General features: G+C 55.5%; 10 protein-coding genes and 1 pseudogene. 4 read left to right on the top strand and 7 right to left on the bottom strand.

Annotation, left to right across the window (positions count from 1 at the left end; translation table 11 throughout):
- Positions 1–270 precede the first annotated feature (270 nt).
- Entirely contained in the window at positions 271–1,503 is a 1,233-nt protein-coding gene (locus tag LG383_RS06935; RefSeq protein ID WP_225758641.1) for a sensor domain-containing diguanylate cyclase, read from the top strand.
- 44 nt (positions 1,504–1,547) lie between these two features.
- Positions 1,548–2,114 carry a DJ-1/PfpI family protein gene (locus tag LG383_RS06930; protein ID WP_106993094.1) on the top strand — a complete coding sequence of 189 codons (567 nt, stop codon included), beginning with the start codon at positions 1,548–1,550 and terminating at the stop codon, positions 2,112–2,114.
- Positions 2,115–2,145: 31 nt separating this feature from the next.
- Here the strand turns inward: LG383_RS06930 and LG383_RS06925 are convergent, their stop codons facing one another.
- The 5 genes and pseudogenes from LG383_RS06925 to LG383_RS06905 form a co-directional block, all read right to left on the bottom strand.
- Positions 2,146–2,625: a hypothetical protein gene (locus tag LG383_RS06925; protein WP_225758640.1), complete on the bottom strand. Its 480-nt coding sequence runs from the start codon at positions 2,623–2,625 to the stop codon at positions 2,146–2,148.
- A gap of 155 nt (positions 2,626–2,780) precedes the next feature.
- A pseudogene (tssK, locus tag LG383_RS06920) lies at positions 2,781–3,681 on the bottom strand (type VI secretion system baseplate subunit TssK); the annotation flags it as partial.
- A gap of 13 nt (positions 3,682–3,694) precedes the next feature.
- Positions 3,695–5,230 (bottom strand): type VI secretion system contractile sheath large subunit, encoded by a 1,536-nt coding sequence (gene tssC, locus LG383_RS06915; RefSeq protein ID WP_225758639.1) that lies wholly within the window; start codon positions 5,228–5,230, stop codon positions 3,695–3,697.
- Between the two features lie 42 nt (positions 5,231–5,272).
- A complete protein-coding gene (tssB, locus tag LG383_RS06910) occupies positions 5,273–5,764 on the bottom strand; it encodes a type VI secretion system contractile sheath small subunit (protein ID WP_225758638.1) in 492 nt (163 codons plus the stop codon).
- 419 nt (positions 5,765–6,183) lie between these two features.
- A complete protein-coding gene (locus tag LG383_RS06905; RefSeq protein WP_225758637.1) occupies positions 6,184–7,800 on the bottom strand; it encodes an ABC transporter substrate-binding protein in 1,617 nt (538 codons plus the stop codon).
- Positions 7,801–7,985: 185 nt separating this feature from the next.
- On the opposite strand from LG383_RS06905, the gene mpaA reads away from it, so the two are divergent.
- Positions 7,986–8,699, top strand: a complete 714-nt coding sequence (gene mpaA / locus LG383_RS06900) for a murein tripeptide amidase MpaA (RefSeq protein WP_106993111.1) — start codon at positions 7,986–7,988, stop codon at positions 8,697–8,699.
- Here the strand turns inward: mpaA and ycjG are convergent.
- Entirely contained in the window at positions 8,690–9,655 is a 966-nt protein-coding gene (gene ycjG / locus LG383_RS06895) for an L-Ala-D/L-Glu epimerase (protein ID WP_106993112.1), read from the bottom strand. The two genes, mpaA and ycjG, sit on opposite strands and share 10 nt — an antisense overlap.
- 105 nt (positions 9,656–9,760) lie before the next feature.
- Between ycjG and tpx the strand changes: the two genes are divergently transcribed.
- Positions 9,761–10,267, top strand: coding sequence for a thiol peroxidase (gene tpx / locus LG383_RS06890; RefSeq protein ID WP_032611112.1), 507 nt, complete (start codon positions 9,761–9,763; stop codon positions 10,265–10,267).
- A gap of 38 nt (positions 10,268–10,305) precedes the next feature.
- On the opposite strand, the gene tyrR is transcribed toward tpx, so the two are convergent.
- Positions 10,306–11,847 carry a transcriptional regulator TyrR gene (tyrR, locus tag LG383_RS06885; RefSeq protein WP_106993113.1) on the bottom strand — a complete coding sequence of 514 codons (1,542 nt, stop codon included), beginning with the start codon at positions 11,845–11,847 and terminating at the stop codon, positions 10,306–10,308.
- Positions 11,848–11,940: the final 93 nt, after the last annotated feature.

Genomic DNA, 11,940 nt, shown 5'->3' with positions numbered 1-11,940 from the left:
TTTTCTTAATCTCAATCCGATACTAAACACATTTTCGCCTAAAACAGCACTACCTTTCCTTCGGGCAGACAGGAAAATTAATTTAATCAATGCTGCCGACCCGTTGAGAATAAAACTATTCCAGTTGGTAAAATTAATACGAATTTCATACGAATATCACAAAAAAATCCTGCCTGAGCGTATGAAGTAGAGTATGTTTCAAAGAAGCCCACGCGTTCCGCTCCGCCGTGGTTCTCAGACATTTGATGTGCCGATAAATGAGACTGAGCTATGTCGCCTACAGGGTTTGCTGCACTGGATATGCTTAAAACGCCCGTATGGGTGGTATCCCCGGTTACGGAGGATCTCCTGTTCGCCAATACGGCCGCAAAAAAGATTATGCAGGATGCGACGCTTGACAGCCTGCGCAAAGGGGTCTGCTCGGCACATGCCCAGGCAACGCTTGCGATGTATGTGCCCGATTTAAAAACCCAGCAAGAGATCATCGAGATCTGGAGCGTGCTGGTCAATAACCAGCAGACCAGCCTCAGTTGCCGACTCTCGCTGGCCGTGTTTGACAGCTGTGGTGAGGTGATTATTTTTGAGGGCATTGCCCGACAGCCGGTCACGGGCCTCAAGGCCACCAGCTCTGGCACCTATCAACGCAAAAAACAGGGGTTCTACGCCCGCTTTTTCCAGACCAACAGTGCGCCAATGCTGTTAATCGATCCCGCCCGGGACGGTCAGCTGGTTGATGCCAATCTCGCGGCTCTCAATTTTTATGGCTACACCCATGAGGAGATGTGCAGCAAGCACACCTGGGAGATCAATACCCTCGGGCGCAATATCATGCCGGTGATGACGGAGATCTCACGCCTGCCCGGCGGCCATAAGCCGCTCAACTTTGTCCATCGCCTGGCTGACGGCTCCACCCGACATGTACAGACCTATGCCGGCCCGATTGAGATCTACGGCGATAAACTGATGTTGTGCATCATTCACGATATTACCGAGCAAAAACGGCTTGAACAGGAGCTTGAACACGCCGCGCTGCGCGATTCGTTAACCGGGCTGCTCAATCGCCGGCAGTTTTATCACCTTACCGATCAGGCCTCACCGAATCATCTTCCGGCCCAGCAGGAGTTCAGCCTGCTGCTGGTGGACACGGATCATTTCAAGGGTATTAATGATGTGTTTGGGCATCAAAAGGGGGATGAGGTGTTGATTGCCCTCTCGCGGATGCTGGAAAGCTGTTGTCGGAAGGACGATTACGTTTTCCGCTGGGGTGGCGAGGAGTTTGTGCTGCTGCTGCCCCGCACGTCGCTGGATGCGGCAATGCAGATCGCTGAAACCCTGCGTGCGGCGATCGCCCGCATTACCATTGCAGGCCTGCCCCGCTTTACCGTCAGCATTGGGGTGGCGCGGCATAACCCGGATGAAAGTATTGACGATCTGTTTAAGCGCGTAGACGATGCGCTGTATCGCGCCAAGAATGATGGTCGTAATAAAGTGCTGGCGGCTTGATGTCGCCATCTGTCTTTCAATATATTCCTTGAGGAGTGGTTAAGATGAGCAAGAAGATTTTGATGCTGGTCGGGGATTACGCTGAAGATTACGAAACGATGGTGCCGTTTCAGGCACTGCAGATGATTGGCCATCAGGTTGATGCGGTCTGTCCTGACAAAGCCAAAGGCGACTTTATCATGACGGCGATCCATGATTTTGACGGCGCCCAGACCTACAGTGAGAAGCCAGGCCATCGCTTTATTCTCAACGCCAATTTCGCTGATGTGAAAGAAGAGGATTATGACGCCCTGTTAATTCCGGGCGGACGGGCGCCGGAATATCTGCGGCTGAACGAACAGGTCATCAAACTGGTTCAGGCCTTTGACCAGGCGCGTAAACCGATCGCCGCCGTGTGCCATGGTGCTCAATTACTGGCTGCCGCTGACGTTCTGAAGGGTCGCACCTGCAGCGCCTATCCAGCCTGTGCGCCGGAAGTCCGACTCAGCGGCGGGTACTATGCCGACATCGGTATCGATGAGGCGTATGTCGATGATAATCTGGTTACCGCCCCCGCCTGGCCTGCGCATCCGCAGTGGCTGGCGAAATTTGCTGAAGTGTTGCAGAAGTAGGCCCGCCAGAGAGTTGACAGGCTCGCGGGCTTCACGCCAGCCTGTCAACAGCCTCAAAAAACAGCGCTTCCGTCATAATGACGTTATCTCTGGCGCTCTGATACTCACGCCGAATAAACCATCCGGTCTCTGGTGCCATGCTCAGACAAAAGACCTGCCTGATACCGGGCGCATCGACATGCAGGATCACAATACCCGTCTCGGTGCCATTCCAGAGCTGCTCCGGAAGAAGTCGGACGCTACGATCACCGTTCTGTAACTGGATCGCGGTGATGTCATACCGATATATCCCGCTGTTCAGGCTGTAGCCCACCGCGCTCAGGTCATGGAGGTGTCGGGTGGAAAACGTCACCTCAATTCCGGAACCCGCAAACCACTGGTTTATTTGCTGCGCAAGCTCATCCATTCGGGAGCAGAATGCCCTGACCTCTGCGTCAGCGGATTTTTTGCCCGACGTAACTCTATTGTTTTTGTCCTGCACTTTTTTAAAAAAACGTTCTCTGGCTGACACATTGTCGTCCTTGTCATCATTTCGGCTTTATTCAATCTGGATTGATTTCAGCGCAGCCCAGGAGGCAATCAGCTGTTGCAGATGCTGTTCCACCTGGCGCTGCCGGACGGCGTTACTGTCCTGCTCTGCGGGGAGCTCAGAGAGCTGACGCAACTGCTCCTCTACCCGTTCCGGTGCATTGTGCTGATAAGCAGGAATATCCCCGGCGTCGTGCTCCAGGGAAAAAGTCAACAGGCTGCCGGCCAGACGGGTCAGTTCACGGTACAGCAGTTCCGGGTGCCTGCCCGGTGTCTGCAGCAGTTCTGTCAGCACCGGCTCAGCGCTGTTCAGGGCATTGAGCAGCCAGAACAGGGAAACATCCGCGACCGCAAAGTCGGCCATCCGCTCATTACTTTCCCGGCGCATGGCCATCAGGCGGCGGCGGCGAACCTGCAAGCGAACCAGCAGGTCACCCAGTTCGGTAGTCAGCAACGGGCTTGCAGCAACGGCAAGCATCGGCGGAATGAAGGCCGGGTCCAGGCTCCACTGCCCCTGTGCATTACGCACCAGACGGGCCACCGGACAGGTCAGGTATGCCGTGTTTTCCTGACTGGACAGACGCAGGGTCAGCGCATGACGCAAAATTGCGAGTTCCCCGCTTTCATGGCCGGCCAGTTCCTGCACCACTACGCGTTCGGCTTTCCAGCGACGCGGGCGCTCACTGTCCTGACCGTTATCGAGGTTGCCGCCACTGGCGCTCAGCAGCGGCAGCGCGATAACCACGTCAACAGCCTCACTGCCAGCTGCAACAGACACATCACAGACCGGAGGAAGCGTGTCTGCCAGGTCAGTATCAACAAGGGTACCGTCCTGAAAGCGCACCACCAGACGGGTGGCGTTCAGGCGCGAGAGCGCCAGTGCTGCATCATCAAATTCTGCTGCCACCACGCCCCAGGGATGAGAAATACCCATCCGGGCGACCATGTCGGCAACGTGTTCATTCCAGCGGGTCTGCTGCTGGAACTGTTGCGGGGCCAGAGCGGCCCCATCCTCCCAAAGCGGACGATAAATTTTCATCCCTGCTACCGCCTTACGCTTTCGCTTTTGGCATCTGGGAAACCAGCGACAGATTCACATCCATCCCTTCCACCTGGAAGTGCGGTACTGCATACAGCCGCACACGGAAGAAGCCCGGGTTGTCCTCGATATCTTCCACAATCACTTTCGCGTCGCGCAGCGGATGAGAGGCCTGCAGCTCGTCGCCCGGATCGGTCATTTCGGTCACCAGACCGCGTACCCAGGTATTGAGCTCCAGCTCCAGCAGGCGACGGTCTTTGGTGGTACCGATGTTTTCGCGCTGAATAAGCTTCAGGTAGTGAGCGATACGGGACAGCAGGAAGATATAAGGCAGCCGCGCGTTGATGCGGCTGTTAGCCGTGGCATCTGCCGTATCGTACAGCGCCGGTTTTTGTGTGGAGTTGGCTGAGAAGAAGCAGGCGTAGTCGCGGTTCTTGTAGTACGACAGTGGGATGAAACCGAGATTGGCGAATTCGAACTCGCGGGTTTCCGGGATCATCACTTCGGACGGGATCTTCACCTGGTTGCCGGTACCCAGATCGTACAGATGGATCGGCAGATCTTTCACTGCGCCACCGGCCTGTGGGCCGCGGATCTGCACGCACCAGCCATTATTAATGAAGCTCTTCACCATGTTGGAGGCAAAGGCAAATGACGCGCTGGTCCAGAGGTATTTCTCGTGGTCGGGCCCTTTTACCTGCTCAACGTAGTTAAAGCTGCGTACCGGCACGGTATCCGGGCCATACGGCAGGCGTCCGAGTACGCGGGGCATGACCAGACCGATATAGCGGGAGTCGTCGGTGTCGCGGAAGGATTTCCATTTGATGTATTCGGCGCGGTCGAAGTAGTTGCCGATATCTTTAATGGCCGCCACCTCTTCCATCGACTCTTTCAGGAAGAATTTTGGCCCGACAGATCCGATAAACGGCATATGCGCCGCGGCGGAGACTTTTGAGATATTGCGCAGCAACGCCACGTCCTGCGGGCTGGCGTCAAATTCCCAGGAGGAGATCACCGAACCAATCGGCTCGCCGCCTGGGGTGTCGTATTCAGCAGTGTAGGTGTGCCAGTAAAGTCCGCTCTGGATAAGCTCCGGCGCATCTTCAAAATCCTGACGCAGGTCGTCTTTGGAGACGTCGAGAATTTCTGTTTTCACGTTCTGGCGATAGTCGGTGTTGTCCACCAGCTGTTTAAGGCCACGCCACAGGGACTCTACCTTCTGGAATTCTTCATGATGCATCACCGCATCCAACTGGCGGCTTATTTGAAAGTCCAGTTCGGCGATATGGTGATCGATCAGCGTTTTGTCGAGCTTTTCCACCTGCTGGCCAGATTTACGGATACAGTCCATAAACACCTGCATGGCGGCCGTCAGGCGCTCGCCCGCAGGCGCATCGGCCAGCGCGGCATCATCCAGAAACGTATTAATATCCCCGAGGCTGGACGCCGGGGTGAGGTTGATTTTTTCAAACAGGGAGGCGTAAACGCCCTCTTTTTCCAGTACGGTGGTTTGCCCCTGAGCAGAGCCAGTTTCAGTATTCACAGACATCAGCATATTCCCGGTTAATCCATTAAAAGAGATGCCCGTTTTTTATTTCGGGGCAAGCGCACTCATTTCGTCACGTAATTCCTGAGACAGCGCCGGATCTTTAAGAATTTTCTCGAGCTCTTTTCTGAAAGTGGCGTTATCAAGGAGATTGGATTTCAAATCGCGTAATAAATTACGCATCGCCAGCATGGCGCGAAGTTGAGGAATTTGACGGGCAACCTGTTCTGGCTCGAAATCTTTCATGCTGGAAAAATGCAGTCGGATATTTTCTTCTGAACCCTCACTCGCCAGCGTGTTCTGCACATCCAGGTTAATTTCCGGGTTAAATTCCGAAAGTACACTGTCAAAATTATTTTTATTGACGTTTATCTTCTCACGTTCAGATAACGGCCGGTTTTCTTTGCCATTACTGAAGTCACCAACAGTAAGAAGCTTCAGCGGCAGTTCAACTTTCTTCTGTGCGCCGCCGGTGTGGAGGGCTAGTTTTAAATTTATGCGTGCCTTGGGCACCTCATTCTGAAATGTATCAGCCATAGCAGTCCCTTTTCCTTAAGGAATAGTTATTAAGTAAATCTACATTTGTTCGCCGGGGTCGATATTAGACCAATTAATTAGAATGAATCAACTAACTCGTGGTCCAAAACTAGACTTCCCTCTAACAGATATCGTTAACTCCCCACAATAAGAAACATCAGATAGCAATTATATATTCAGGACTTTAATCATTCGCGCAGGAATAAAGAAGAGATGTCCCTCGCAAAGAGCAAGGTATTATTTTTGCACTGAATACTTCTTCTTTATTAAATCAATAAGGTTTATAAATGCCGCAGCGAATTTAATAAGGGAAAATAAAAATCAGAATGGGCGCAGTTATAATTGGCTGTTAAATGAAAACTGGCGCTGATAATCGCGCCAGTTCCGGTTACAGCAGAGGTTGTCTTACGCAGGCCCCGTCAATGCTTCTCGATATACATTGTGCGACTGTACGCCACATCTTCCGGGTTGTTGATCGGATACCCTTTCACCCAGGGTTTAATTAAGCGCCCGTTGGTGTACTGATAGATCGGCGCAATTGGCGCTTTTTCGGCGAGGATTTTCTCCGCCGTATTGTAATCCGCGTTGCGGGCCTTAACGGTGGTCTCCAGCGACGCCTGATTTATCACCTTGTCATACGCCGGATCGTTAAAGCGGGAGATATTACCCGTATGCGTGGAGGTCAGCAGCGAGAGGAACGTCGACGGCTCGTTATAATCCCCCACCCACGAAGCGCGGATCACATCGAAATTACCGGTGTTACGGCTGTCGATATAGGTTTTCCACTCCTGATTTTGCAGCTTCACATCGACGCCAAGATTCTTTTTCCACATTGATGCCACCGCGATAGCGATTTTCTGGTGGTTTTCCGAGGTGTTGTACAGCAGCGTCAGCTTGAGAGGTTTCTGCGCGTTGTAGCCTGCCGCCTGCAGCAGCGTTTTAGCCTGCGCATTCATCTCTTCCTGGCTCATCTGCTCGAAGGGGGATGGTTCAGGAGTAAAGCCTGCGGTGACGTCCGGCGTGAAGTGCCATGCCGGTTTCTCACCGGTGCCAAGCACTTTCTCGGCCATAATCCGCCGGTCGATGGTCATGCTCAGCGCCAGACGCACCCGGGCATCCGCCGTCGGGCCTTTCTGGGTGTTAAAAGCATAATAATAGGTGCCGAGTTGCGGCGGGGTATAGACCTGGCCCGGAATGTCCTTCAGCAGCTTCTGGTAGAGGTTTTTCGGGAATGACTCGGTGATGTCGATATCGTCTGCCAGGTAACGCTTGGTGGCAGAGGACTCCTGGTTAATCGGGATAAAGGTCACTTTCTGCAGCACCGTTTTGTCGTTATCCCAGTAATGAGTGTTGCGCTCAACAACCAGTTTCTCATTGACCACCCGGTCTTTCAGGATGTATGCCCCATTGCCCACCAGCGCACCGGGCCGGGTCCACTCCGCGCTGCTCTCCACGTTGGCTTTTTGTACCGGGTAGAAGGCGAAGCTCGCCGTCAGGTTGGCAAACCACGGCAGCGGTTTATCCAGCTGCACGCGCAGGGTTCTGTTATCCACCGCGGTCACGCCCAGCTTATCCGGCGTAGCCTTGCCATCGATGATGGCCTGCGCGTTGCTGATCCCCGCCAACGCTGCAAACCAGGCGAACGGCGACGTGGTTTTCGGATCCACCAGGCGCTGCCAGCTGTAGACAAAATCCTGTGCGGTGACGGGGGTACCGTCAGACCAGCGGGCGTTCTCGCGCAGGGTGAAGGTCCAGGCGCGGTTATCGTTACTCTGCCAGCGGGTGGCAACCCCTGGAACCAGTTCGCCCTTTTCGTTCTGATTGACGAGGCCTTCGAACAGATCGCGGATCACCTGAATCTCCGGCAGCCCCACCGCTTTGGCGGGATCCAGCGAGGCCGGTTCATCTTTAATATGACGCACCAGCTCCTGCTTCGGCGCCAGCGTCGTCCCGGAGGGCACATCCGCAGCAAAGGAATAAGAAGAAAAGCCACACAACCACAGGGCTGAACAAATCAACGAAACCGGATGCTTCATGAGATCCCCTTTGAAATGATGGGTAACGAGCAGATGCGTAATTATTTGTTTCAGAACAGGGAAATGCAAACAACTTCCGTCGGAAAGTTGATATCGGCCGGTTTTGCCCCGGCACTGAAACTATTTGATTAACCATGTGTTTTGCACAACACTGCCAGTAGTATAACTTTGATTCAGGAACATCTATGTCCCTTACTCGCCCAAGAACGGAACGTGGTGCTTTCCCGCCTGGAACCGAACATTATGGCCGCTCGTTCCTCGGCGCGCCCTTGATCTGGTTCCCTGCGCCGCAGGCCGATCGCAATAGCGGCCTGATCATTGCCGGGACCCACGGGGATGAAAACTCATCGATAGTAACCCTCTCCTGCGCCCTGCGCACCCTCGCCCCGGAGCTTCGTCGTCACCATGTCATTTTAACCGTCAACCCGGACGGCTGTCAGTTGGGGCTGCGCGCCAACGCCCGCGGCGTGGATTTAAATCGTAACTTCCCGGCGGCCAACTGGCGTGAAGGCGAGACGGTTTACCGCTGGAACAGTGCCGCCCAGGACCGGGATGTGGTATTGCTGACCGGTGACAAACCGGGCTCAGAGCCGGAAACGGAAGCGCTGTGTCACCTGATCCACAAGCTGCATCCGGCCTGGGTGGTGTCATTTCACGATCCGCTGGCCTGCATTGAGGATCCGGCCCATACCGCGCTGGGACGCTGGCTGGCTGATGCGTTTTCGCTGCCACTGGTCACCAGCGTCGGGTATGAAACGCCGGGATCGTTCGGCAGCTGGTGCGCTGATTTAAGCCTGCACTGCATCACCGCCGAGTTCCCGCCGATCTCCTCCGACGAGGCCAGTGAGAAATACCTGAGAGCGATGACCGATCTGCTGCGCTGGGAACCTCAGAGATGAACTACGCCGGTGGTGTAATGCAGCGCCGGTGAGACGTCCACCGCCAGCCAGGTCGGGCCATCCAGATCGGCAAACTGCACCTCGCCCGCCAGGGGTAACGCCGCATTAATGGCGCGTGAGGTGCAGAGCATACAGCCCAGCATCAGCGCAAAACCGTTCTCCCGCGCCTCGGCGGCCAGCGCCAGCGCTTCAGTGATCCCACCCGTTTTATCCAGCTTAAGATTCACCATCTCGTAGCGCCCTTTCAGGGCGGGCAGGCTCGCGCGCGTATGGCAGCTTTCGTCGGCGCAGATGGGCAGCGGGTGAATGAAATTCGACAGCGCGGCATCGTCACCCGCAGGCAAGGGTTGCTCGAGCATGGCAACATCCAGATCCGCCAGCAGCTGGCAGCGCGCGGCCAGCCCTTCGCTGTGCCAGGATTCGTTAGCATCAACGATCAGCGTAGCCTCAGGAACTGCACCGCGAATGGCGACCATCCTTTCGCTGATCAGACGATCGTCCATCTTCACTTTCAGCAGTCGCGCCCCGGCGGCGTACAGGGCTTTGGCGCTGGCGGCCATCTGCGCGGGTTCGCCGATCACCACCGTCTGGGCGGTCACCACCGTTTGCGGCAGCGTCACCCCGGCCAGAGCGGCCAGCGGGATCCCCTGCTGGCGCGCGGCTAAATCCCACAGGGCGCAGTCAACGGCATTGCGCGCCGCACCGGGTGGCAGCAGCGTCTGCAGTGCTTCCCGGCTAAGCCCCTGCTCAAGTTCCGGCCCCAGTGCCATAATCTGCGCCATCACCGAGGCGATACTTTCACCATACCGCGGGTACGGGGTACATTCCCCCACCCCTTTGACACCCTCTTCCTCTATTTCGACTACCACCACGCAGGCCTCGCTCCGGGTTCCCCGGGAGATCACAAACGGCGTATGCAATGGCCAGGCTTCTTCATAAACCTTGAGGGTTCTCATCACTCACTCCTGTATAGCGGCTTCGCGTAAATAGGGTTTGCTGTGTTATTGGCTGATGACATACACTAACGGCGACGTTAACTATATGTAAACAGGAAGATAACTATGTCACAACTCGTTCATTTCCAGGGCAACCCGGTTTCTGTTGCAGGATCCATTCCTCAGACTGGCAGCAAAGCGCAGGCGTTTACGCTCGTGGCAAAAGATCTGTCTGACGTCGTGCTGAGCCAGTTTGCCGGCAAACGTAAAGTACTGAACATTTTCCCAAGCATCGATACCGGCGTATGTGCCGCATCTGTGCGTAAATTCAATCAGCTGGCGACTGAAATGGACAACACCGTTGTGCTGTGCATCTCCGCCGACCTGCCGTTCGCCCAGTCTCGTTTCTGCGGTGCTGAAGGCCTGAGCAACGTCATCACCCTCTCCACCCTGCGTAACCCGGAATTCCTGGAGCAGTACGGTGTGGGCATCGCTGAAGGCGCCCTGAAAGGCCTGGCTGCCCGCGCAGTTGTGGTGATCGACGAAAACGACACCGTCGTGTTCAGCCACCTGGTGAATGAAATCACCACCGAGCCGGACTATGCTGCCGCGCTGGAAGCGCTGAAAGCCTGAGACCAAAAATAAAGCCTCCCTGCGGAGGCTTTTTTCTTTTACTCGTCACCCTTCTTTTGGCTCAGCCCATACTCACGCAGTTTATTGGCAATCGCGGTATGCGAAACACCCAGCCGTTTCGCCAGCTTGCGGGTGCTGGGATAGTTGCGGTACAGCTGCGTTAACACCGAGCGTTCGAAGCGGCTGGTAATGTCATCCAGCGACCCTTCCATCGCCTCTTCGCCCACCGCCACCGTACCGGCGTCATAATCCGGCAGCAAAATATCCTGCGGCCGCAGCTCATAGCCTTCAAGCTGGGTCAGCGCGCGATAAATTGCATTCTTCAACTGACGGATATTTCCCGGCCAGCCGTAACGGGTGAGCACCGTATTCAGATCGGCCGAAAACTTAGGCCGTGGAATGCCCTGCTCGTCGGCAAAGCGCGCCACAAACAGCTCGGTCAGCGGCATGATGTCCTGCGGGCAATCGCGCAGTGGCGGGATATTCAGCGTCAGCACGTTAAGGCGATAATAGAGATCTTCCCGGAAGACACCCTTCTGCACCAGCTCCACCAGATTCTTCTGGGTGGCGCAGATCACGCGCACATCCACATGGACCTCATGATCTTCCCCCACCCGGCGGAAGGTACCGTCGTTGAGGAAACGCAGGAGTTTGGCCTGCATCCGCGGTGACATTTCACCGATCTCATCCAGCAGCACCGAGCCGCCGTTGGCCTGCTCAAAGAAGCCTTTTTTGCCTTCCGGGGCGTGGCCGAACAGTTCGCTTTCGACAGCATCTTCCGGAATAGAGGCGCAGTTGAGCGCCAGATAAGGTTTAGCCGCGCGCGGGCCCGCCTGATGTACCGCATGGGCCAGCAGATCCTTGCCGGTGCCGGTATCGCCGGTAATCAGCAGAGGCGCCGCCAGATTCGCCAGCTTGCGCGCCTGCTCCACCACGTGGCGCATTTTCGGGCTGACGGCGATGATCTGGCTAAAGGCGCCGACATCCTGGCTGGACAGGTTTTGCAGCTGACGTCCCATGCGCACCGTGGAGCGGAGCATGATCACCGACCCGGTCAGAGTGCGGTCGTCGTTGTCGCCCTGCAGGTAGACCGGGGTGATCTCCATCAGGAAATTCTGCCCGTTGATGATCACATGCTCGCTATGGGTCGAGCGTGGGTTGCTCTCCAGCCAGCGCTGGAAGTTGAAGCCGGGGATCAACTGGGCGGCATTGTGGCTGCTCAGCTTGTCCTGCTCCTGGGCAAACAGCTGACAGCTCGCCAGGTTGGCCCGGTCAATTTTGCCCTTCAGATCCAGGGACAAGAACGGCTCCGGCATCGCTTCCAGCAGTGCGCTCAGAGCCAGATGCTCGCGCTCGGAGGGCATCCACGGCACGGTGCGCACATCCGTAACGCCAGCGATACGGCGGATTTCAGCCATCAAGCTGCTGAATGTATCGAATGCAATTTCGGCAAAGTTCAGGTAAATCTTCCCGATAGGGTCGATCTCAATTCCACGCAGGTCAATGCTACGCAAAACAAGGAGATCGAGTAACTCGCGAGTCAGGCCGAGACGGTCCTTACAAAACACTTCCAGACGCATGGGAAAATCACTCTATAAACAGTAACTCTGAAATGATAAGCCAGATATCGGCGATCGGGAAGAAGGCTGTCAACAAATATTGACAGCCTGTGA

The organism is Leclercia sp. Marseille-Q4284, assembly GCF_916618945.1.
In the GTDB taxonomy this organism is placed as follows: Bacteria; Pseudomonadota; Gammaproteobacteria; order Enterobacterales; family Enterobacteriaceae; genus Enterobacter; species Enterobacter tamurae.
The sequence above is the reverse complement of the archived record's forward strand: the minus strand, read 5'-3'. Positions and strand labels throughout refer to the sequence as shown.

Coding starts and splice junctions, on each gene's coding strand:
- LG383_RS06905 (WP_225758637.1), bottom strand. CDS start 7,800: ATGAAGCATCCGGTTTCGTTGATTTGTTCAGCCCTGTGGTTGTGTGGC.
- tssC (WP_225758639.1), bottom strand. CDS start 5,230: ATGTCTGTGAATACTGAAACTGGCTCTGCTCAGGGGCAAACCACCGTA.
- mpaA (WP_106993111.1), top strand. CDS start 7,986: ATGTCCCTTACTCGCCCAAGAACGGAACGTGGTGCTTTCCCGCCTGGA.
- tyrR (WP_106993113.1), bottom strand. CDS start 11,847: ATGCGTCTGGAAGTGTTTTGTAAGGACCGTCTCGGCCTGACTCGCGAG.
- tpx (WP_032611112.1), top strand. CDS start 9,761: ATGTCACAACTCGTTCATTTCCAGGGCAACCCGGTTTCTGTTGCAGGA.
- LG383_RS06930 (WP_106993094.1), top strand. CDS start 1,548: ATGAGCAAGAAGATTTTGATGCTGGTCGGGGATTACGCTGAAGATTAC.
- tssB (WP_225758638.1), bottom strand. CDS start 5,764: ATGGCTGATACATTTCAGAATGAGGTGCCCAAGGCACGCATAAATTTA.
- LG383_RS06935 (WP_225758641.1), top strand. CDS start 271: ATGTCGCCTACAGGGTTTGCTGCACTGGATATGCTTAAAACGCCCGTA.
- ycjG (WP_106993112.1), bottom strand. CDS start 9,655: ATGAGAACCCTCAAGGTTTATGAAGAAGCCTGGCCATTGCATACGCCG.